General features: G+C 40.8%; 22 protein-coding genes. 14 read left to right on the top strand and 8 right to left on the bottom strand.

What is annotated here, in order from left to right:
* Positions 1 to 74: 74 nt before the first annotated feature.
* Positions 75 to 2054: a glycosyltransferase family 39 protein gene (locus WC819_00320; protein MFA5985775.1), complete on the bottom strand. Its 1980-nt coding sequence runs from the start codon at positions 2052 to 2054 to the stop codon at positions 75 to 77.
* Complete coding sequence (locus WC819_00325) at positions 2041 to 4284, bottom strand: glycosyltransferase family 39 protein (GenBank protein ID MFA5985776.1); 2244 nt, start codon at positions 4282 to 4284, stop codon at positions 2041 to 2043. The genes WC819_00320 and WC819_00325 overlap by 14 nt, the downstream gene beginning before the upstream one ends.
* A 49-nt stretch (positions 4285 to 4333) precedes the next feature.
* On the opposite strand from WC819_00325, the gene WC819_00330 reads away from it, so the two are divergent.
* The 6 genes from WC819_00330 (at position 4334) to WC819_00355 (ending at position 11712) form a co-directional block, all read left to right on the top strand.
* A complete protein-coding gene (locus WC819_00330) occupies positions 4334 to 6097 on the top strand; it encodes a hypothetical protein (protein ID MFA5985777.1) in 1764 nt (587 codons plus the stop codon).
* 62 nt (positions 6098 to 6159) lie between these two features.
* Positions 6160 to 7737 carry a hypothetical protein gene (locus WC819_00335; GenBank protein MFA5985778.1) on the top strand — a complete coding sequence of 526 codons (1578 nt, stop codon included), beginning with the start codon at positions 6160 to 6162 and terminating at the stop codon, positions 7735 to 7737.
* Positions 7738 to 7786: 49 nt separating this feature from the next.
* A complete protein-coding gene (locus WC819_00340) occupies positions 7787 to 9550 on the top strand; it encodes a glycosyltransferase family 39 protein (GenBank protein MFA5985779.1) in 1764 nt (587 codons plus the stop codon).
* A gap of 83 nt (positions 9551 to 9633) precedes the next feature.
* Positions 9634 to 10608 (top strand): DUF4349 domain-containing protein, encoded by a 975-nt coding sequence (locus tag WC819_00345; GenBank protein ID MFA5985780.1) that lies wholly within the window; start codon positions 9634 to 9636, stop codon positions 10606 to 10608.
* Positions 10609 to 10623: 15 nt separating this feature from the next.
* Positions 10624 to 10929, top strand: coding sequence for a MazG-like family protein (locus WC819_00350; GenBank protein MFA5985781.1), 306 nt, complete (start codon positions 10624 to 10626; stop codon positions 10927 to 10929).
* 33 nt (positions 10930 to 10962) lie between these two features.
* A complete protein-coding gene (locus tag WC819_00355; GenBank protein MFA5985782.1) occupies positions 10963 to 11712 on the top strand; it encodes an SIMPL domain-containing protein in 750 nt (249 codons plus the stop codon).
* Between the two features lie 48 nt (positions 11713 to 11760).
* On the opposite strand, the gene WC819_00360 is transcribed toward WC819_00355, so the two are convergent.
* Genes WC819_00360 through WC819_00370 form a run of 3 tightly spaced genes read right to left on the bottom strand, consistent with a single transcriptional unit; the run spans position 11761 to position 15062 of the window.
* Positions 11761 to 12939 (bottom strand): hypothetical protein, encoded by a 1179-nt coding sequence (locus WC819_00360; protein MFA5985783.1) that lies wholly within the window; start codon positions 12937 to 12939, stop codon positions 11761 to 11763.
* A 38-nt stretch (positions 12940 to 12977) separates the two neighbouring features.
* Complete coding sequence (locus WC819_00365) at positions 12978 to 14450, bottom strand: flippase (GenBank protein ID MFA5985784.1); 1473 nt, start codon at positions 14448 to 14450, stop codon at positions 12978 to 12980.
* Between the two features lie 15 nt (positions 14451 to 14465).
* Positions 14466 to 15062, bottom strand: a complete 597-nt coding sequence (locus WC819_00370; GenBank protein MFA5985785.1) for a hypothetical protein — start codon at positions 15060 to 15062, stop codon at positions 14466 to 14468.
* Positions 15063 to 15422: 360 nt separating this feature from the next.
* Between WC819_00370 and WC819_00375 the strand changes: the two genes are divergently transcribed.
* The 8 genes from WC819_00375 (at position 15423) to WC819_00410 (ending at position 19932) form a co-directional block, all read left to right on the top strand.
* The gene (locus WC819_00375; protein ID MFA5985786.1) at positions 15423 to 15971 is read left to right on the top strand and encodes an NUDIX domain-containing protein; all 549 of its coding nucleotides are present in this window, start codon (positions 15423 to 15425) and stop codon (positions 15969 to 15971) included.
* A 55-nt stretch (positions 15972 to 16026) separates the two neighbouring features.
* Positions 16027 to 16611, top strand: a complete 585-nt coding sequence (locus WC819_00380) for an HD domain-containing protein (GenBank protein ID MFA5985787.1) — start codon at positions 16027 to 16029, stop codon at positions 16609 to 16611.
* Positions 16612 to 16658: 47 nt separating this feature from the next.
* Complete coding sequence (locus tag WC819_00385; GenBank protein MFA5985788.1) at positions 16659 to 17228, top strand: AAA family ATPase; 570 nt, start codon at positions 16659 to 16661, stop codon at positions 17226 to 17228.
* 11 nt (positions 17229 to 17239) lie between these two features.
* Positions 17240 to 17656, top strand: a complete 417-nt coding sequence (locus WC819_00390) for a DUF523 domain-containing protein (GenBank protein MFA5985789.1) — start codon at positions 17240 to 17242, stop codon at positions 17654 to 17656.
* A gap of 139 nt (positions 17657 to 17795) precedes the next feature.
* The gene (locus WC819_00395; GenBank protein MFA5985790.1) at positions 17796 to 18203 is read left to right on the top strand and encodes an HIT domain-containing protein; all 408 of its coding nucleotides are present in this window, start codon (positions 17796 to 17798) and stop codon (positions 18201 to 18203) included.
* 156 nt (positions 18204 to 18359) lie between these two features.
* Positions 18360 to 18932: an L-threonylcarbamoyladenylate synthase gene (locus WC819_00400; protein ID MFA5985791.1), complete on the top strand. Its 573-nt coding sequence runs from the start codon at positions 18360 to 18362 to the stop codon at positions 18930 to 18932.
* 98 nt (positions 18933 to 19030) lie between these two features.
* The gene (locus WC819_00405) at positions 19031 to 19312 is read left to right on the top strand and encodes a hypothetical protein (GenBank protein MFA5985792.1); all 282 of its coding nucleotides are present in this window, start codon (positions 19031 to 19033) and stop codon (positions 19310 to 19312) included.
* A gap of 164 nt (positions 19313 to 19476) precedes the next feature.
* The gene (locus tag WC819_00410; protein MFA5985793.1) at positions 19477 to 19932 is read left to right on the top strand and encodes an NUDIX hydrolase; all 456 of its coding nucleotides are present in this window, start codon (positions 19477 to 19479) and stop codon (positions 19930 to 19932) included.
* A 26-nt stretch (positions 19933 to 19958) separates the two neighbouring features.
* Here the strand turns inward: WC819_00410 and WC819_00415 are convergent, their stop codons facing one another.
* From WC819_00415 to WC819_00425, 3 genes are read right to left on the bottom strand one after another with little or no spacing between them, the layout of a single operon-like run.
* Positions 19959 to 21134, bottom strand: a complete 1176-nt coding sequence (locus tag WC819_00415) for a D-alanine--D-alanine ligase family protein (GenBank protein MFA5985794.1) — start codon at positions 21132 to 21134, stop codon at positions 19959 to 19961.
* Between the two features lie 11 nt (positions 21135 to 21145).
* Positions 21146 to 22510: a UDP-N-acetylmuramoyl-tripeptide--D-alanyl-D-alanine ligase gene (murF, locus tag WC819_00420; GenBank protein ID MFA5985795.1), complete on the bottom strand. Its 1365-nt coding sequence runs from the start codon at positions 22508 to 22510 to the stop codon at positions 21146 to 21148.
* The gene (locus tag WC819_00425; GenBank protein MFA5985796.1) at positions 22507 to 23268 is read right to left on the bottom strand and encodes an alpha/beta hydrolase; all 762 of its coding nucleotides are present in this window, start codon (positions 23266 to 23268) and stop codon (positions 22507 to 22509) included. The genes murF and WC819_00425 overlap by 4 nt, the downstream gene beginning before the upstream one ends.
* Positions 23269 to 23439: the final 171 nt, after the last annotated feature.

Genomic DNA, 23439 nt, shown 5'->3' on the forward strand with positions numbered 1-23439 from the left:
TTGTCTTTTCAACGGTTTGGGCATTTTGTATTTTATGGGAAATACAGAAAAATATTGTTTTTATAATAAGTATTTTATTTTTTTGCAAAAGGAATGATGATGATGTAGTTGTCCGGACGGTCGTTGATATTTAGTCGCCATGCCGGATGGGCAAATGTTTCCGCGCTGTAATAGAAATCTCGATCAACTTTTTTCTGAGAGTCGGTGGTTGTGATCAAGAATGGTTTGTGGATGACCCCACGGCGCGTAAAGACGAAATAACCAATATCCGTGTGATCCAGGTCGATCGTGATAGGACTGATGCACTTGCCGATAAAGAATTCACAAAGTCCGTCATGGTCAGACCACACGATCAAGTCACGCGCATTGGGCAGTGTATTGAGATACATCGCGGCCTCATATACGCCATATCCCCACGAATCAGTGACGGTGTATTTTTTTGGCAAGAGGATACTTTCGTAATTGAATAAATACGGTGCGCTGCCAAAGAGAGCAATGCTTTGCATGATGATAATGATAGCGAGGAGTATAGGAAATTCTTTTTTATTATGAAATTTTTGCGGTAAGACGTCGTGTAACATATGGGTCAGTATAATTGCAGCAAGGACAGCATAAGGCACATAAAGCATGAGACCATAGCGCACATTGACAAAGATGTCTGATAGTATACCACCACCGACAAATATGATTGTTGCAATAAACGGGAAATATACCATGGGTTGATGCGGAATTTTTTTGTTCCACAAAAGAAAAACGGCTGTACATATGCTTAGCAGAAGAACAAGCGGATGCAAAGAAAAGATCACGTTTTGCATTTGAATTGCAATTGCAAAAAGTGTGTGAAGTGGTTCACTGTATTGTGCCAATTGCGGAAATGATAGTTTTTCAAGTTGTTGTGATGATTCCTTGATGTTTTCAAGAGGAAAAAACGGGGTTCTTGTCCACGCATTGATCAGTGAAATACTGATGATCGCAATGTACAGTACAAGTATTGTCTTGAGGATAATGTGTGTCGTTTTTTTGAAACGTGTGGTGAGCCATGCACCGATGAAAGGAAGGATAATGGTCAAAATTCCAAAAACGATCATTGATAACAGGAAAAGAGGAATTGTGCGAAAATCATCTTTGGCGGTAAAAAAAAGATCGTGTGAATGTGAGAGGGAGATAAAAGGATTGGCGAGTACGGAGAGAACGGGGGAATAAATCGTGCCGTAGAGGAAGTGTGCGGGATTTTGGATCGTTGCCGGCAAAAAGAGTGCATAGAGCAGCCATGACGAAAAAGCAATTGTGGCAATCGCTTTGACATAGGACAGGAAGGAAATTATTTTTTCGCTGTAAAATGTGTGAAGCACAAATATGATCGGATAAAAAACAAAGAGTAAATTCGCAGTGTATTTTGAGAGTAATGCACATCCTGTCGCGACAGCACAGATAAAAACAAATTTCTTTTGTCCGTGTGTGAGAAATGCATAAAAACTGATAAGAGCAATAGCAGAAGTGCCCCAAAGGATCGCGTCAGGGTTGATGATTTGGCTGATCCCAATGAGTATGGGATTGAGCCCGATCAGAAGGATGGAGATCTGCGCAATGCGAATGCCAAAGGCTTTTAGTAGAAGATAAAACAAAAGCGGGAGAAGGATCAGCGCATTAAAAAGGAGGATTGGTGTGCGCAATGCGAAATTGATGCGTTCCGTCTGTTCTGTAAAAGAAACGTCATATAGTTTCACAGAATTTCCATCACTGTCAGTATATCGTGTGGACTCCTCCACTGCGATATTGCTGTGTCCTTGCGGATCCGGCGCAAAGGGTAAACCTAAACCGCTGAGCAGTGCAACGGTGATGCCAGGCTTGTCATTGATGCGGGTTTTTTTCCAATCATTTTTTGTGATGCCGTCGTGGAGTCCCGTGTAATATTTTTGAATGCGATCGTATTTCCAAAAATGTTCGTCAGTTGTTTCAAATTTTGACAAGTGAAAAAATCCAAAGGCAACGAAACCGATCATTGCAACAAAAAGTGGGAGTGTAGCGAAAATTTTTTCTTTATTGAGATGCATTGTTTTTATCTAAAATGACCAGATCATCTCCCGAGATGATGCGAATATAATTTGCGCGTCGATTTCCTGGGGAAATCTCATAGATGCTGTTCGGATAATCGTACAAACGATCCAGCCGGAGAGGATAGGAAGGGTCTGCTTCAAGTCGTTGTTCCGTAATGCGTTTCGTGCCATATTCACTGCCGCGAGAAATGACATAATAGTCATAATCAGTGCCATTTTCATCAAATTCATTGAGATGCACGCGACTATTGCAATAGCCGACAAAAAAGACGCAAACGCCGTTTTTGTCCGACCATATCTTGAGATCGCGTGCATGAGGCAATGTGTTGAGATATTCTGAAATTTCATAACTACCGTCACCCATATCTTTTGGATTGACGATGTATGCATTTGGCAAAAGCATGCTCGTATAGCTAAAATAAAATGGCTTAACTGTCCAAAGTGTGTATAGTGATGTCGCAGCAAACAAAAATGTGACGATGATAAAAAGTGTAGGAAATTTTAACTTAGTCCACATGTAGTGCCATCCATATGCTGCGATGACAAAAAAGAGTGGATAAAGAATGATTTGATAACGTGTTGTTGCCGCGATGAGGCTGATCGCTGAACCGGCATAAAATACAATAATAAAGAGCATCGTATGCCACAAAAAAGTATGATCAAATTTTTTGATCGTGCGATCAAATGATGCGATGATCGCACAAAAGACACCAACAAGTATAATGGGAGATATGGAATAGATCATCGCATAGAATCCGGAAGAAAAAACTGCAAGAATGGAAAATTGGGAAGTGCTCTTGGGTGCTGCGAGGAGTCTTTCAAAGTTTGTCAGAAACATATGTGCACTTGCGTTTACGATGACAGTGATCATGATGATCGCAAAAATCGTGGAAACTGTGTAGAAAAAAAATACACGATATTTTTTGCATAGTGTAATGATCCAAATGAAAATTTGTGAACGAAGAAAAAAGTGATCAGCCAAAAAAATGACACAAAATCCTAAAAATGGTTTCCACACAGGGGTAAATGCCTCGCTCCCGATCGTTGCAAGAAGTAGTCGATTCGGTATGAGCCATGTACCGGGAAAGAGAATATAAAAAGTTGTGAGTGCAAGAAATAATATGATGCCGATGTCAATGATCTTATTGCGGAGATAGGTATATGTGTCAATCGTATCTTTACTGAAGAGAAAACCTGAAAAGATCTCAAGAATAAAAAATACAATAAAAAGATTGGCGATGTATTTGGTGAGGAGGGATAATCCCAACAAAACACCGGTGCTGTAGAGCCATGAACGTGTCCGTTTTTTGAGATATAAAAAATAGCACAAAAAGGTCAATGGCATAAAAACCCAACTGAGTGCATCGGGATTGATGAGGCGTGATATGCCGATGAGAATTGGCGATAAGCCGATCATCAGCGTTGCAAGAGTCGCCGTTTTTTGTCCAAACAGTTTATGAATGAATATGAAAAATAATATGATCATGATCCCACAAAAAATGAGCGTTGGGAGTCGCATGATGTAGAGCATCTGTGCAAGTTTTGGACCGTTGTCAAAATTATGATAAAAATCAGATGGTGTGGTCCATAGTAAGCCAACACCGGAGATCATTGCCAATGTGACGCCGGGCTTGTCGCTTGGACGCGTATTTTTCCAGTCACGTTGTAAAATGTTCGGATAATACTTTTCAATACGGGATTCCTCACCGTATGTCCAGAGTTTTTCATCTACAAAAGATCCTTTGTTCAAACGAAATAGTCCAAAAAAAATGAAACATAACACGATTGCAAGTGTGAATGTTATATTGAATGGTGTGAATATTTTTTCTACATGTTGTTGGGACGGTATGTCAATGTCAGATGTGATCGTGCGATGCGTGTCGATTTGGTAGAGGAGATAACCGATTAGACCAATGAACCAGAGGCCAACAGAAAGATAAAAGATATAATGGATCGCGCCGGTAATAAAAAAAGCAATACAAAATGCACAAATGGATGGTGCAGTGATTGTAAAAAAAAGGAGAATCTTCTTGTGCAATGTGTAATAACAATAAAAAGATATATAGCCAGAAGTGATAAAGAAAAGTGCATAAAAGATCTTGAGTGAGGAAAAAATATGTAATGCACGTAGAGCGTCAACTTTATGCACAATAATGACCAGTGTGATAAAAAATAACAGTGCAGAAAGAACGATTGATCGAGGACTAAACCGTGGGATAGTTTGCATACTTATCCAAAAAAACATATTATTACAATACGTTCAGTATAGATGAAATATGGGTAAAATCAAGGATATCGCAAACAAAGCATCGCAGTATAAATATACATGTGTTTTATTGGGTATTATTTTCGCGATGGGTATTTTCTTGCGTGTTTTCCATTTCAGTGTGTGGATGCCATTTGAGCTTGATCAAGCGCGGGATGTTTTTGTGATCTATGATGCGGTGCACGGAGGTTTCGATCATTTGCCTCTTTTGGGTCCGCAAGCGCGAGGCAGGGAATTGTTTCTCGGGCCGATTTTTTATTATTTCGGATTTTTTGCGAGCATGATCTTTGGCGTGTCGCCGGAAGCCGTGGCTTTGCCTGATCTATTTTTTTCACTATGTGCGATCCCTTTATTTTATTTGTTTGCACGATTGTTCTTTTCTCGTTTTGTCAGTGTATCACTCACGGCAATTGTGGCGACGTCGTTATTTTTGGTGACATATGGGCGTTTTGCATGGAATCCAAACGGGATGTTTTTTTGGTCGCTTGTTACTTTTTATGGGTTATTGCGTGCATATGAGCAAAAAATTTTTCATGCAAAATGGCTTATTGTTTTTATCTGTGGCATAAGCGTGTTGACACAATTGCATTTCATCGGATTTATTGTTGCGCCGCTTGTTGCGATCGTGTATATGGTCATGACAAAAATGCGTATTCCATTCCGTGTGTTCATAATGGCAGTGTGTATCATTTCTCTTTTTTACATGCCGGTCATTATCAGTGAAGTGCATACGCATGGACATAATACGCGCATGTTTTTTTCTTCTGTTGCAATGAGTGAAGATGCGGAATCCGATGCAAATGTCGCATCGGATCTTGAACACGACATTGTGGAAAAAGCTTTTCGTTATATCCAGGAGTCAAGTACGTTTTACTGGAATATTCTCAGTGCGGATAACAATGGAAGAAAAAATATTCGTACAGACAAAAAGAATCACGGGTATTTCCCGTTGGTCTGTGATGCGCAGTGTAAAAAGGCTTTGCCACATCATATTTTTGCGCTAAGTTCTTTCGGTGTGTCGCTTTGTGTTTTTTTCTATACATTATATATTTTTTATCGCAAACCCAAAGAATTTGATGCGGAATATTTAGGAAAAAGAAAACGCCTTCTCCTGGTCTTTCTTTGGCTGATCTTTGGGAGTGCATTTCTTACATTGGTTGCATATCAAATTTCTCCGCGATTCTTTCTTTTTCTCGCGACGCCATTTCTTATCATCCTTGGTGTCCTTTTGGAAGCAGTGCTAGGGTGGGGAAAGTACGGGAGGATGGTTGTTGGCATGATCGTTATTGCTTTTGTTACGACAAATCTGACGATGTCGTGGCGGTATTTTTCCGCGATCGATCAAGCACAGACTATCGCTGATCCGGCAGAATGGCATGATATCGCGATGAATCGTGATGATATCGTGACATTGTCTCAATTGCGTATGGCAGGTGAATTCATTGAGTCTGCTAAGGATGCGCAGGAGTCATTTATGATCGTGGGCGATAATCGTTATGCGCGTGCATTGTATTATATCGTTACGATTGAACAAGGTGATGATCGGGCGTTATGTTACATGAAACGAGGCGGTTTTGATGTGGCGGATACACGCGGTATGACATATTTTGTTTTAGCAAAAATGGGATCTTCTATGCAACTAAACACAGAGATGCTTGCAACACACTCCATACAAAAACAAAAGGATTTTGGCACAATTGCTCTTTATAAACTTGTGCCGCATGAGCGTAGTACGATCGTAAATGATCTTTCTTCGCGATGTTTTGTGCGGTGATAATGCAATTGCAAAAAGGATCAAAAAACCATACAATGGATATATAATCATCTCATTATTTTATGCAAAAGATCATCGAAGAATTGACCGCACATCGTCGATTTTATATAGGGTTGTTTGGTGTGATCATGCTCGCGACGTTTCTGCGTTTATGGGGATTGGGTAATGTGCCATTTGTCGCTGATGAGTTTTTGGACGTGAATGCGACATATGGATATTTCAAGACGGGAGAGTGGCAGGCGTGGGATTTCAATCATGGTGAACCAAGTTTGCGTCTCAATGAGGCAAGTGATGGGCGTGCGTGGATCTATCGATGGCAAGTGGCGCAACTATATCATTATTTGCCACCGACTGAATTTACCATTCGTTTGGTCAGTGCGCTATGGGGAATTCTTACGACGATTATTTTATATTTTGTCACACTCAGTTATACCAAAAATCGGTGGATTGCATTTATAGCAGCATTTCTCTGGGCGGTAAGTGTGCCGGCGATCGAAATCAATCGTAAGATCAGGATGTACAGCATGTTCGCACCAGTCTTTTTGCTTTTTATGTGGAGTCTTTTCCAATTCATTGAATCCACGATCGTGTCCACGGTTCAATCTGGGGCTAGTCGTGGATTTATGCAGTCATTTTTTGCTGTGCGGTGGCCTTATATTGTGCCGGTGATCTTGTTTGGTGCATTGGCGATGCATTTGCATGCATTGACTGGAAACTTCGTTTTGGTAGTTGTTGTATATTTTGTTGTGATGATCTATTGCGGAGGTGAGGGTGTCATGCGACAACGATATATGGCATATGCTGGCGTCATTGGTGTGGGGCTTTTGTTGATAAAATTCGTGCGTCCGGCGGATTGGGTATATTTTATACAAAGTTTGTCCATTACGGAACATGTGAGTTATATGGGACATATTTTGCGCAACTATTGGCATCCCCTTCTTGGTGGAGCGGTAATGATTTTGGGTACATGGGTTTTAGTACGGGATAAAGAACATATGCGCGCGGGCGTGTGGATTGGATGCTCTTTTTTTGTCAGTCTCTTTATGGCGATGTTTTTTTGGTCACGCAATGTGGGGGCGCAATATATCTTTTTTGCACAACCGTTTGGACTCATCCTTGCATCTGCCGGTATCGTATATCTCGCGGAATATGCACAAAAGATCACGCAAAAAAGAAAAGTATTTTTCTTTGTGCTTTTTGCGTGTTGCGTGTTTCTGCCGAATTATGGGTATTTTTTGGAGGAAAACAATACATATCATATTACCGCGCAGGCGGATACGGTGGATTATCGCAAGGTGTTTGATTATGTAAAACGCAACTACACAAGTGGGGAGGTGCTTATTACGCGTAATTTTCGTAATTATTATTGGAGTGGACTTGATGCGCAGGTGTTTGATTTTGGCTCGGAGCGTGCGGAAGAACAATTGGTACAAGAGGGCAAGGTCAAAAAGATCACGTTTGCATACGTGCAAGAGATCGTGCAAAGTCATCCTGCAGGATGGGTGGTCATTGCTGACAACGATGAGACATTTATAGAAAAAGAAGCGCAAGAGTATTTTGATGCAAGCTTTGAGCGTGTAAAGGGCTCATCACTGCTCAATGGTGATGTGCGTGTGTATCGATGGGGTTCTAGGGATTAACGAATTAAAGAATTAAAGGGTTAATGAATTAAGAATTAAAAAATTAAGAATGAAAAATATTTTGTATAATAAAATATTTTGGGTCGTTTTGTTGATCGTGGTTGTAGGCGCGTTTTTGCGTACGTATCATTTTGCTGATTGGATGCATTATCAGTTGGATCAGGCGCGTGATTTTCGCGTGGTGCATGCGGCGATGGAATATGGTCCGGGTGAACTGCCTTTGCAGGGACCGCGAGCCGCGGGATCGTTTTTACGATTAGGTCCGCTGATGTACTATTTGGAATATGGTAGTGCACTTGTGTTTGGCGATACGCCTGCAGGGAGCGTGGCGATCATTCTTATCCTCAATATCTTGGCAATCCCTTTGTTTTATCTTTTTGTGCGACGATTTTTCGATCAAGGACTTTCTGTGGGACTTACCGGGATATTTTCTGTATCGATCTTTCTTATCACATATAGTCGTTTCGGGTGGAATCCGAATTTGATCTTGCCATTCACACTTCTTTTTGCATATGCGCTCTTGCGCACGAGTGGACAGCAAAACAAAAATGCAGGATGGTGGCTTGTAACAGCGAGTATTGCACTTGCATTTATCAGCAGTATGCATTTTGTGGCTTTTGTGACAATGCCTCTGATCGCAATCGTATATTTTACATGGGCGCGACCGTGGATCGCTGTGCGTTATTGGATATTGGCAGTTGCGGTATTCATATTTCTCAATGTGCCCCTTATTATCAATGACATCAAGACAGGTGGAGATAATTTTGTCGCATTTATCGATGTGGCATTAAATCGTAGCGGTGGTGAAGATGTTGAAGAAGGGGCGGAAGAAACGTCAAAGTCGCCGCATACATTATTGGATAAGGTTGTTTATAATATTGGGCAACATACGCAATTTTATTGGATGATTGTGACGGGAGATCAGTTGGCTGCAATTCCGGAACTTGATGGAAGCGATCTGCAGTGTAGTTATGATTGTCGCTATGGACTTGTACGCGGTGTCATTTCATTTATTATGATCTTTTGTGCTTTCGGGTGCTGGGTATTTCTTTATCGCGCAGAAGAAGATCGAGAACGAAAGAATTTTCTCCGTCTCATATTGATATGGTCGGCAGTTTTGTTTCTCGTATATACACCTCTGGCATATGATCTTGCTCCGCGATTTTTCCTTCTTAATGCGCCACTGGCTTTTGTGATCGTTGGGCTATTGCCAAAAGCAATTTCCGCAGAGCATCAAAAATCAGGTCAAATATTTGCTACTATTTTAGTTATGCTGTGTATGGGTGCGAACCTCTATTTTCTCGCGCAGTATTACCATGAATTAGCACGCGCAACAACGGACGCATCTCTCGTAATTGCACATCATGATCGTATTCTCAAAGAAAAAGTGCGTGTGACATATGCACAAATGATCGAGATCGTGGATTGGATGGAGACGAAATATCGTGCGAATGGGGAGCCGCTTTTTGTGCACGCGCAACCGGAGTACAAAAGAGCGTTTTGGGAACGTGTGGATTATCGTGATATTCCGCGTGATCATATTCCCGAAGATCTGAAGCCACTTTTCCGACAAGGTAATTATTTTATTATTATCCGTGCGCAATCAGAACAAAAAGATTTCTTGGAAAAATTTTTAGTGGGGTTGGATGTGGTTGAAACCAAAAATTTTGGGACGTTGACCGGATATTATTTGCGTGCGAAACCGGAATTTGTCACGGATGAAAAAAAAGTATTTCGTGAGAATGATAGGGATCCTGTGTTTGCAGATGGCGTACAAAAACGATATCTCTGGCGACAGATATTTGAAAAATAGCGATGTGGATGGGTAACGATATGTTGTGAGGGTAATCCGGAGATGTTATAATTGTGGATAATTAAATACATAACAAAAAAAATATGGAAAGATTGAAGAAATACCTCGTTATTCTTGTTGTGGCAATTGTCGTGTTAGCGGCGATTATTACAGCATTGCGTATGACGAGCAATTCTCGTCCATCCAATAATACTGTGGGAGTTACAAAGGGATTTGGTGCGCCAGGTGTCACGCGATCATCCGCACCGATGGACACAGTGATGTCTGCTACGAGTGGTAGGGATTCTATGGAGGGCATAGCTGTAGGGGAAATGGCACCAATGGCTGATGTGGAAAGTGTTCCCATAGAGAAAAAAGAGATCAAAAATGGCAGTTTGACGATGCGCGTCAATGATGTGGATCGTGCGGTAGAACAAATGACTGCAGTTGCTACAGAACACAAAGGTGAGGTCTATTCGTCAAATTTTTATCAAGATACGCAGGATATCAAAAGTGGAACCGTAGAGGTGCGTGTGCCGGTTGATCAATTTGGCAGTACGTTTGAGGCGCTCAAAAAAGTAGCGACGGTTGTGGTGGGCGAATCAACCTCTGGGCAAGATGTCACGCTGGCATATCGTGATTTGCAAGCACGGCTCAAGAATAAACAAGCTGAAGAACAATCTTTTCTCAAAATTCTTGAACAATCCGGTAAATTGTCAGATGTGATCGATGTAACGCGAGAGGTATCGCGTGTGCGCGGAGAGATCGAGCAATTACAAGCGCAGATCACATATATGGAATCACAAACAGACTATGCCACGATCACAATCTCTGTGACAGAGGATGAGAATGTGACTTTTTCCGATCAATGGCGACCATTGCAGGTGGCAAAAGAAACGATCAATGGACTACTGAGTGATATGCAGGGATTTGTAAATTTTGTGATCGTTTTGGTCATTCGTGTGATCCCGATCATGATCCTCTATGGATTTATCGCATGGGTTTTTTATGTTGTTGTCAAAAAGATCATTCACGCACTGAGGGGTAAGAAAAATGATGTAAGTGTAAACAATCAATAATATAAGTTTTTTTCTATGGATTTCTCCCAAATGAATGAAGAGATCATTGCAACGGCGCAGGGATATTGTGACACGTATAGTATTGAACCGAGCAAAGAATTTGCCGTACTTAAGCTTTATGAAGAAGTGGGGGAGTTTGCACAGGCGTTTTTGATCCATGAGCGCATGAGTCGTCCGGAAAAATTCATGGACGAGAAGGATTCGCGGGAACGTATGGCGCAAGAGTTGGCTGATGTTGTCGGCATGTCACTTTTTGTGGCACATGTGCTGGGCATTGATATGGAGAAAGCGCTCCAAAAGAAATGGACCAACCGGGTTTGATTTATCAAAATGTAATTTATTAAACGAAAAAATATGGACATCAAGTCGACCACTATTACCAATATATGCTTGATCGCGATCGTCATCTGTGTGGCATATATGATCTTTGCGGGAAAAAATATCACCGTGGATATGAACCAGTCTTCTCTTGAGCACACGATCTCTGTCGATGGTAAGGCAGAAACATTTGTAAAGCCGGATACGGCAAAAGTGTCATTTGGTGTAACGTCAAAAAATATATCAACTGATGTGGCGACAAAATCTGTCAATGAACGGATGAATACACTGGTGGGGGAGTTAGCAAAAAATGGTGTAGAGGAAAAAGATATCAAAACGGTCAACTATGAGATCTCTCCGGAATATTCATATAATGACGGTGTACAGAGATTTGAGGGATATCGCGTGTCACAGCGTGTAGAAGTGATCATGCGCGATTTGGAGAAGGTTTCCGATGTGTTGGGTGTTGTAAATAGTGCTGATCTCGATAATGTGTCACAACTGACATTCTTTGTGGATGACGATGAATCGATCAAAAAGGAATTGCGTGAGCAAGCAATTGCTGATGCTGAAGAAAACGCACAGAAAATTGCAAAGAATCTCGGTGTGCAGATCGAAAGTGTGGTGAGTTTTTATGACTATAGTAACGATACGCCACCGTCGGAGCCTATGTATGCGATGGAAAAATCCGGTATGGGTGGCAGTGACGTGGCATCTGCGCCGGTTGTGCCGGAGGGAGAAAATCAATTTGTGTCAAAAATTTCTGTAACGTATAAGATCAAATAGTATTTTTGGGTGATAGACAGATCATACGTAAACAAAAAGCCACTTTTTTTAAGTGGTTTTTTGTTGCAACCGAATTGTATTGACTAGCATCGTGGCGATTGCCGCAAGGAGAAATGTCCATTGCAAACCAACAAATATGGCCATGACCATCGCTGTAGCATAAAGGAAAATCCTTCCGATGTTTATAGCCATTTCTTTGATGACGGTAAATTCATCCACATAATGTCCTTGATCGGCTGAGAGATCATAGGTGATCGCGTCAAGGGAATTTTGTGAGAGAGCTTTGGTGAGTTTGTGGTAGGTATCTGCAAGAAAAATGTGAAAGCCGGTGATAATGAATATTTTGACGAGCCATCCGAGTGCATAAAGGATGGAATTGATCTTTAGCATTTTTTTCCTTTTGTGGTGGGTATCGGCGTATCTACCGATGAACATTTCCAATAGCACTGTAACCCCGATCGTGAGTGCTGAAATCATTCCAATCGACATATAATCGCCATTGAGAAGATTGAAAATAAATATTGGCCAAATGATCGTACCGACAGAAGATTCTGCACTATCGGCAACATATGCGATCATCGCAGGGCGATACTTTTTCGCGCAGAGGTTTCTCCATGTTTGCATATATGTCCATGAAAATTTTTCATGAACATTGGAAAGCGAGAGAAGAGGAATGAGTGACGTGGCATAAACGATTATGCCAACGATAAAGAGTAGTTGATAGGATGCATATGCAAGGATCACACCCGCGATCAGTGGTGCAATGATGCCAATGATATGCATAGTTGCCATAAATGTGCTGACCTCACGCATGCGGTTGTTTTGATCGGAGAATGTAGCAAACATGGTGTGATACGGCAGCCAGTATAATAAGCGAAATGCAGTGATAAAAAATAAGGCGATGCCGATCGTCTGGTGGATGTTTTGAGGTGTGGTGATGCCGAGAATGAGAAGAAAAAGGATGTCCGCGATCGTTGCAATATAGAGAGAGCCTTTTAAACTGAATTTCTCAATATATTTTGTGGTAAGTGGCAAAGGAAGCAGATAGAGAAAAGAGCCAATGAGATAGAATAATAGTACTTTTTGGATATTGTGTCCAAGCATTTCATACAAGAAAATTGGCACAAAGATCGCAAAAAATCCATTTGAGAAAAAAACAATGGTGCGGCTAATATAAAGATATGTGAGGTCATGAGAAATTTTTCCGGTAAAATATTTGAAATTCATTTTTGTTTTTTTATTGCGCGTAGTAAATTATATGGATGTCACATTCTTTTTTTGCGCTTCAGGAACAGTGCGATATCATGATCTGTAAGTTGTCCCGATATGCGTAGTGTCCCAAAATAGATCACACACAGAATAATGCTGGAAATGATGAAAGTAAAAGTGCCTGCAGGGAGAAATATGGAGAAAAAGATCATTAGGATCGCGGCAATGATCGACATGATCCACAGCATGATCGGCATGTGCACGGCAAAGTGTTTTTTGATATAGATGAGTGATCCAATCATAAGGAAAAGTGAGGTAACAACAACGGAAAATGATGCACCGATGAGTTCAAATTGTGGGATCAATATAAAGTTTAGCGTAACATTGAGAATAAGTCCCCACAGTGTGAGCCACATAGGGATCTTGACCAATCCGGCGCCGTTCAAAACAAAGCTAAGCACATAAAAAACCGTGAGAAATCCGGCACCGATCACATAAAGACTCATGGGGTACACCGCCTCAAGGTAGTCTTTGCCATAAATGAGGAGAATGGTTTGTCTGCTGTAGAGTGCGAGAAGTGTGACAAGCGGAAAAAGAACAAAAAGCATCAGGCGGAGAGATTTATTGATTAGGCTGGAGGTCTCTGTTTCTTTACGTTCGGCTGTTGTTTTGGAGATTGCCGGTAAAAGGATGATGGTAAGCGCGTAGAAGAGAAAATACGGGATCCGTCCGGCGGTGAGTGCGGCATTGTAAATACCGGTCAAGTGGTCGCTGTGAAGGAGTGATTTGACGAAGTAGAGATCAATTGTCGAAATGAGTTCATAGAAAAGCAAAAAGAGAGTTAATGGCCATGCGTAGTTGAGGATTGTCTTGGCAGAAAATGTTTTTGCTGTGCTCATGGGATGATCTTTGATCGCGGGAAAATAGCGATGTGTGATGATGATGTCGCAAATGATCGCAACGGAAAAAACAAAAAGTGGCGCGACGATATAACCTGAAATCGCACCCTTCACGCCAAAGAAATATGCGAGACCGATGATAAAAATCACGCGACTGGTTGCGCGCACAGTCTTGAGTATGGATTGCAGACGAAAGAAATGCAATCCGGTGTAAAAATAAAAATAAAAGGATGCTGCGGCGAAAGCGGGAATGATGAGGGCGGAGAGTTGAAAAAGCGGTGTGAGTGATGAATCGCCAAGGAGATAGGCAATGACCGGTGCGAGGATAAAAAATACAACAGTGACACTTGCCATGAGAAGTGCTTGCATTTTCATGCTTTTGCGTTTGATCGGTCGAATCTGTTCCGGATCGCTTTCGATGATCTCGCTTAAATATTTTGACATGGCGGTGGGGATGCCATTGCCAATCAAAATCACGATCATAGTGGTGAGTGTGATCACGAGACTGTAGCGACCATAATCATCCGGCTCAAGGATGCGTCCAAGTGCGCTGTGGATGACATAACCGGCAGCGTTAAAAATGATTTCCGATATGGTGAGCCAGACGAGTGAACGGGAAAAATTTTTCATAAAACAGAATGTCAATCAATTACTTTTGTGTAAAACAGTTTCCAAAATTTGTGTGGCAATGACGGAACGATCGCGATCGCCGTCCAGGGACACAAAATGGAAAAGATCATTGTATGTGTTGTATAAATTGTTTTTGTCGATAAGGTATGACACGCCTTGCGCAGGCGCAATATTGCGTTGCATGATCTTGTAGGGATCAACAGCGAGATAAAATGCATGGTCTGGCATGATCAGCATATTTTGAAAAAATGGGATGTATTTTTTACGGGAAAGATATGCGATGTTGACGATCATATCAAAAAAGTATCGGTCGGATAAAATATAGTCATACTTTTGCCGAGAAAGTCGTGTGACCAATAAGCGAAAGCGCATCAGATCGATCACGAGTGCGATCTTGCGCATGCAGATCGCGATCCATGACGCATGTGAGACATCATACGTCTTACCGTCGGACGATCTTTTTTTACCTGCGTTGAGGATATTGGCAACAGAAAAGGTGATCGCATGGAAATAAAAAACCTTATGACCGCGATTCTCAAGTTCTTTTTGCAATAGATCGATTTGGGTGGATTTTCCTGATCCGTCAAGGCCGGAAATTGAGATGATTTGCATGAGAAAATGGTAATGATTATGCGGATTTTTCTGTACTCAAGTGTAGCACAAAATAGCATGAAATGGTAGTAATTTTACTGTGTTGATTATTATTCTTCAAGCAGGTATTATTATGGTAGGTTTGCAGATTGTTCTTTGGCAAAAAGGCCGTGTTTGTTTTTTTATGCTTTTTTGAGAGGTGATCTATGGAAAGTGTAGGGTGGGTCGTTCTTTGTGTGGCTGTTGTGATATTCACATTGCGTAAGAGAATTTATGAGAAGGTACAGTATTTGCTGTATAGACTTGGCTTTTGAAAATCTGATGATCGGGAGATCCACATACGGATCTCCCGGAATTTTTTAAATAGTGTATCAAAGATATATGGCAGATGAACGTATAGATATTTGCGATGAGACTAATCATCTGACAGGTTTTCAACGGATGAAAAGTGAAGCGCATGAAAACGGTTTATGGCACAGAGTGGCGCATGTGTGGATTTATAATACAAAGGGAGATATCCTCATACAATTACGCGCAAAGGAGAAATTGCTGTATCCGAATAGGTGGGATGTATCGGTTGCAGGACATGTGGGTGCGGGGGAAGAACCTCTTGCATCGGCACTGCGAGAAGTACAAGAAGAGATCGGACTCACGGTCAAAGAAGATGATCTGCAATTTTTTATGATCAGGAAAGTCGCTATGGTCTATGAAAATATACACAACAATGAATTTTATTACGTGTATTTCTTACCATTTGATGGAGATATTGCACAGGTGAAACTGCAAAAGGAAGAAGTGCAAGAAATTCGATTTGTCTCTACGCGGTGGATCACAGCAGATCTAAAAAATAATCCCGATAGATATGTGCGGCATGGCAAATACTGGAATGATGCAATAGATGGAATTGAAAGTATTTTGCATAAGAAATAAATAATTTTGTGAAAAAATCAATCGTAAAAAGAGATTAAATCATTATCGAATACACATGGACGAAATTCAAACACGAGATATTATCAAAAAAGCACGTGAGATTTTTTATGTGATGGTTGATAATTTTGGATCAGATCCATACGGATTGCTTTCTCATGTGCCAGAAATGGAAAAATGGGCACATTTTATGTTACGACGATATCCAAATGCTGATGCAGAAGTAGTGTTATTGGCAGTGTGGTTGCATGATATCGGACATTACCCGGTACCAACAGAAGAGGATCACGCAGTGCGTGGAGAAATACGGGCGCGCGATTTTTTTGAAAAAGAAAATTATGCGACAGATCGTATGCACGCAGTATTGCATTGCGTGCGGGCGCATCGCTGTCGCGATGTTATGCCGGAAACCGTGGAAGCAAAGGTCGTCGCATTTATTGATTCTGCCAGTCACATGACAGATGCAATGTACTTCAATATGATGAAAGAAGATAAAGAAAAAAATGCACAGTTCAGGGTATACGCAAAAATGGAACGGGACTATCGAGACCTGGGTTTCTTTCCAGAGATGCAAGAGGAATTGAGAGGTATGCATGATGCGTGGAAGAACTTATTGCAAGAATATGAAAAAATTGACGTGTAGGAAATGTGATTGCACAGCATGTGGTATATAAATGTTAATGAAATGTTATGAGTAGAAGCACCCTGATCATTGTATCCGGTCTTCCCGGGACGGGAAAAACAACTTTGTCCAAAAGGATCTCTGATCAATTCGTCTTGCCTTTGGTTAGTATGGATGCAGTCAAAGAAACGATGTGGGATACCATGGGACATAAATTTGATTTTGAATTCAGTGACAAGATCGGTCGAACGGCATTTGAATTGGTGTTTTATTATATCAATGAAGCTTTGTCTAAGGGCGTCTCTTTGGTGGTCGAGGCACATTTTAGTCCGAAAAGAAATAATGAAAGAATAAACAAATTAAAAGAAATGTATGATGTCAATCTCTTGCAGATCCATTGTGACTGCGAAACAGAACCTTTGCGAAAAAGATTCAAAGAACGAATGAAAAAGGACAGCTATCATAAAGGACATAAGCACACCATAGATCTTTATGGGGAAGAGAGAATCTTGCATAGTTTGGGAATAAAAGACAAACGATTGGATATCAATGGCGTTACGTATGACCTTGACACTACAAATCCGGAAGCAATCAATTATGAGAAATTATTTGGGTTTATAAAAGAACATATAAAATAGACAAAATTAGTATGACAAGATTATGCAGTGCCTGCTTACTTGGTGTGCCGTGTCGCTATAATGGTGCGAGTAAGCCAAATGAAAAAATTTTAGTATTGGCAAAAAATGAAATGCTAATTCCCGTATGTCCGGAACAACTTGGTGGTTTGTCTACCCCACGCAAACCGGCAGAACGGTGTGGCAAATGTGTTGTTGCACGTGACGGAGAAGATGTGACAGAGCAATTTATGCGTGGAGCACAAGAGGTTTTGAAAATCGCAAAACTTTATGATATAAAAAGTGCAATTTTCAAACAATGCAGCCCGTCATGTGGGTGCGGACAGATCTATGATGGCAGTTTCACAGGAAGGATCATTAAAGGGGATGGCATTACCACGCAATTATTAAAAGAAAATGGTACAGAAGTTTTAAGCGATGAGGATGTGTGATAACACAAGTATTTTTTGAACGAACCTTTACATCTTTTCATTTTTTTGTTAGACTTGGCACAATAAATTTTTTGCTCTTTAAACATCAATGAAATCGTAATTTTAGATTGTAAAAAAATTAGAATCTGGAGGTGTGCTTATGGGCTGTCCATTTTGTGATGTAGTCAATATTAGTAAAATTGTGCTTTTCCAGACGGATTTTGCAATTGCGATCATGAATCTTTACCCTGTGACACGAGGACATTTGCTCGTAGTGCCGAAGTTGCATGTGAGTTCTCTATCTGAATTGGGATATTCCTCTTGTTGTGATTTGATCACATCAATACAAAAGGTGACAAATATCGTTAAAATGCATTTAAAACCTGAGGGTGTAAATGTTTTTTTGAACGAAGGGAAAATCGCCGGACAAACTCTCGAGCATTTACATGTCCATGTTGTTCCAAGATATATTGATGATAATCTAAGAAATTTTGAGAGAATGAATTCTGAGCGCATCCTATTGTCAGAAAATGATAGTGCTAGGCTTAGAGAGATTTTTGGTCAATAATCATTTTGCAATTAATATGCAGATGTATCTAGGAGCTCGATCAATATTGCATTGGGCTCTTTTTGTAACCAATGTATCCGAGTATAAAATAGTATTTTTTGAAAAATCAGTTATTATATATAGCAAGTTTCATTAATAGTAAATTTTGGATAAAATATGATTTTTTTAGAAAAAGGCGAGATTTTGAAAAATAGAGAGTTCTATATTAATGAAATAAAGAATGGCAAGGTTTTTATATATCCTACTGATACGTTGTTAGGACTTGGGGCTGATGCTACAAATAAGAAAAGTGTGCAGAGGATTTTTTCTATCAAAAATCGCCGGAAAAAACCATTACTTGTTATTGCGCCGTCATTTCAGTGGATCAAAGATTCCTGTGTTATTTCATCATCCAATCTTTTGATGTTGAAAGAAAAACTTCCTGGGCCATATTCTTTTATTTTGACACTGAAAAATAATAATGCTATTGATGCGTTGGTAAACGCTGGGAAAGATAGTATAGGGATCAGGATGCCGGACTGTTGGTTTACGGATCTCGTTTGTCAATCAGGTGTTCCGTTCGTGACAACTTCTGTAAATGTATCCGGACAAGTTTCCATGCTAAAAATAGCTGATATTCCACAGTCTATGGTGGATCAGGTTGATTATGTAGTTGATGATGAAGCATCATTAAGCGGGGTGGCTAGTACGATCATTGATATAAGAGGAGAGGAAAAAGTGTTGCGCTAAGTTAGTCCAATATAGTACAAAAAAATAATATAGAAATGTTAAAAAATTGGAATGCAAAATGTGCTATAATACAAACATAATTTTTTCTTGAAACATCTATGCAGATCAAAGAATTATTGAATCAAGGGCGTGATATATGGGGTGATCAAAAATTAACACTTTCGCAGGTCATTGTGCGTATGGGCAAAGTTTTTGGTGATCTGTGTCGATGGGAGCGTAATGCTAGTAAAGATCGGCAAATGCATACGGATGAAGAAATCAAAAAAGAACTTGGCAATATCATCTTTTCAACTATTCGCTGGTGTGACGATCTGGGATACGATCCGGAAGAATGTGTGCAGATCGCAATCGATTGTCAGAAGAAATTTCCTAAATTATAATAGACCATTTAATTTCTATGTCATCCTGAACTTGTTTCAGGATCTCGCAATTATATCTTGTATAGATGCTGAAACAAGTTCAGCATGACAAAATCCTGTTTCAACTATTTCTTGAGTAAAAAGAAAAAATGACATTTATATTACCTAACTATTAAGTGGTTACTATGAAACATCGTATTCGTGCTGCAGCGATCATTATAGATGAAGAAAAGATCTTACTCATAAAACATGTACATCCCGTGACTCAATTTACCTGGTGGGTCCCGCCAGGTGGCGGTGTTGAATTGGAAGACGCATCAATTATTGATTGTGTGAAACGTGAAGTATTTGAAGAAACAGGATTGCAAGTGGATGTAGAATCAGATCTCAGATTTATACGAGAATTTTTTGATAAGACGTATGATACGCTCAATATAGAAATCTTTTTTGACGCACGCGTCGTCGGTGGCAATTTATCGATGGAACATATCGCAGGAAATGGCGTTGATGAAGACTTTATCAAGGATGTAAAATGGTGCACGATCGCAGATTTGCAAAACGTCATTGTTTATCCCGAAATTCTCAAAGACAATTTTGGCAGAAATGCAAAAAATATTTATCTTGGCAGACAAAGGGGTTAGCTTTTTTAGGGAGAGAGGTGTGAATATTATTGATTGATCTGCAGTTTGATCGATTTTGCGTAGTCGAGAAGGTGTGAAGAGAATGTTGCTGTCGTGGCATTCTTTTTTTTGTGTTTGTCCAGAGCGAGGTTGATGAGTTTTTGCAATAGCGTGTGAATATCTGTACCGCTTGCTTTCCATAAATGATGATACAATGTGCCGGGCATCGTGTTGATCTCATTTGCATACAATGTCGCATTTTTTTTGTCGTAGAGAAAATCAACGCGTGCGATGCCACTACATCCGAATAGTTTGTAAATTTCTACAGCCATATCTTGTACGGTTTTGGTCGTTTGCTTGTCGATGCGCGCAGGGATCACGATACTGCTTTGATCGTTGCCGAGCTGTGCGCCACCGTTTTCGAGATATTTTGCTTCATAACTGAAGTGTTCTCCGGCAAATGTGGATTCTTGTACGAGAGAGGGAACTGGTTGTGCATTTCCGAGAACCGCACAGGTGATATCCATGAGATTTTCCACGCTTTCCTCCACAATGATGCGTGTGTCATAATGTAGTGCGACTTCGCATGCATTGAGCAATTCTGCATCATCATGTGCTTTTGCAATACCGATGGACGAGCCAAGTCGTGCGGGCTTGATAAATACCGGCCAGTGTAAATTTTTGATCTGTGCAAGCACGTGATCTCTGTCGGCGTCCCAATCATCCTGTGTAAAATATGTAAATGCTGTTGTGGGGATCTGTGCGCTTTTGTAGAGTTGCTTGGTGATGATCTTGTCCATGGTCATCGCGGAACTTGCGACATCGCAGCCGACGTAGGGGACATTGCTCAATTCAAAGAGGCCTTGGATCGTGCCGTCCTCGCCATTCATGCCGTGAAAAGCCGGAAAGGCCAGATCAATGACTGTTTCTTTGGAGAAAAGACTTTTGGTTTTGATGATTAGGGTATTGTTCTTTGCATTGCAGAGAATCTCGCATGGAGGCATGTTTTTCAGCGTATCGGTAAAATCTTTCTGCGTAAAAAATTTGAGCGAACCGATATCGTCATGAGAAAACCATGTGCCGTCCTTGTCTATATAGACAGGCACGACAGTATAGTTGAGTTTTTTGAGTTCGGCAATGATCATTTGCCCGGTGATGATGGATACATCATGCTCGGGGTTTCTACTGCCAAAAAATACGCCAATTGTTAAATTTTGAGACATAGTGTGTATGATTAAAAATAATTATCAGTGAGGTCATTTTGAAAAATGATCGTGTCGCCACGACGGAGCACATTTTGCAGGTCATCGTGGGCGGCCTGTGTTGTGGGATATATTTTGTAATTTGTAAATCCGTTTTTTTTCAAACTGTCGATGATGTATTGTGTTGCTGTGTTTTCGATCAGCAGTACGAGGTCGACATTTTTTGCATAAAGCTCTCCAATAGTATTATGCACTGTTTTGGCATACGAGCCAAGCTCGACAAGTCCCGGCGTCAACACCACTTTTCTCCCAGTTGCTCTGCCCAAAACAGCAATTCCGCTCTGGATGCCATTGATATTTCCATTGTAACTGTCATCGATAACCATGATATCGGTTGTGGTGTTGTGGATCGGTTGCAATCTGTGAGGAATGTGTTCGATCTTGGATACACCGCGTTGCATATCTTCGAGTGATAGTGAGAGTTCTTGCGCGAGATGGAGGCATAAAAGGATCAACGTGACGTTGTGTTCTGCGAGGAGGATTGTGTGAAATGGCGTACCATGCCACGAGAAATTCCAACCGCCAAAGTTTTCTTTTGCGCAAATGTTTTGTGCTTCTGTAAGGGAAACGGTGAGAGTATTTTTGAGAGAAAAGCGTTGAACGTTTTGTTTTATGATCGCATCATCAATGTTTAGCACGGAGAGACCGCTCGTGTTTTGTGGTAACTCGAATTTCGTTTGAGTGATCTTTTCGATACTGCCAAATCGTTCGATGTGGGATTGATTGATGCCGGTGAGAATAGAATATTGCGGTTGGACTATGTGGCAGATCGTCGCAATTTCTCCAGTGTGATGCGCTCCCATCTCGATGACAAACACATCGTATTTTGCGAGAGCGTCTTTGTTTTTTATGATAAAGTCGGCAATCCCGATGTCGGTATTGATATTTTCCGGTGTTTTCAATACGGTGTATTTTTCTGCAAGGATCGTTGATAGAATTTCTTTTGTGCTGGTTTTGCCATAGCTTCCTGTGATGCCGATCGTGATGAGATTGCTTCGTGCAATGATGCGCTTTGCCTTGTTTTTTCTTGCATATTTCACTAGTGTGTCACATGGCTTCATGACAAAAAGTGCCATGCAAAGAATGATCGGCAGTATGATGATGAGAATGGGGAGGATAAAAAGCCATTGCAGTGCGTAAATGTATAGTGGCATGATGAATACACCCCAAAAGAGCATGACTGTTATGATCCACAAAACAGAGGCTTTTGTCGTCCAAACGATTTTTTGTCTTTTTTCCAACTGCCACCACAATGGATGTGTGTATGCAAAATTCAAAAACCGCTTACAGTCGTAGTTTTCGCTTTGGAGGATGTAAATGAGGTTTTTGAGGATCATACAATTGCAGTTAAAAATAGATCGTCAAAAGCGTCAGAATTGTCGATAAACACATAATGCCCTGCATGAGGAATGACGTGCAATTGAGAATTTTTGATCAGTCGCTCCATCAATTTGCCGTTTTCGAGCGGTGTTTCCGTGTCATTTTCTCCCCAGATCAGCACTGTGGGTACAGTGATCTTTTGCAGGCGTTGTGTCAGGTCGTCAGTAATAATTTTTTGATATGTTTCGGTCAGTACGCCTGCGTGCAGATAATCCTCGGAGTCAATTTTTTTGTAAAACCATTTTCTCACGGAGTTTCTTAGTGTGCGCATACCCGGCAATGCAAATGGGATCTTGAAAATTTTTGCGATGATATAGAATCCGTATTTTTTTATATTTTTTTTGCGGATGCCGGCACTGCCGATCAAGATCAGCTTCTTGACGAGATTGCCGCGCGCGCAGTAGACGATGCCGATACTGCCGCCAAAAGAATGTCCGGCGATGATGGGATTTGTGATCTGCAATTTCTCTATGAAATGTGCAACAAAATCGACATAGTCATCCAGCGACCATGCTGTGGATGGCGTGTCACTCTCGCCAAATCCCGGCAGATCGACTGCGATCGCATTGGGACATTTTTGGAGCGTCTTGGCGAAGTGTGATGCTTGTGATTGCCACCCATGGAGAAAGAGCAATGTATCTTGCGGATCAAAGTTTTCTGTGTGATAGTAGGTTGCACACATACCATTAATGATGATTTGTCGCTTGTTAAGCATGATCGTAATGATTTATAAGCTCTCTTCATGATGCCATAATTTGTTGTGCGGGTCAAAAGAAAAAAATGTAAATAATCATCTTTCTCTAAAAAACACCTTTAAGATTTCGTCGTTTTTCCTCGCAAAGACGTGTATTTTGTGAGATAGCTGATTGGCTTTTGGAAAAAAGTG

The sequence above is a fragment of the Parcubacteria group bacterium genome, assembly GCA_041660065.1.
In the GTDB taxonomy this organism is placed as follows: domain Bacteria; phylum Patescibacteriota; class Minisyncoccia; order Moranbacterales.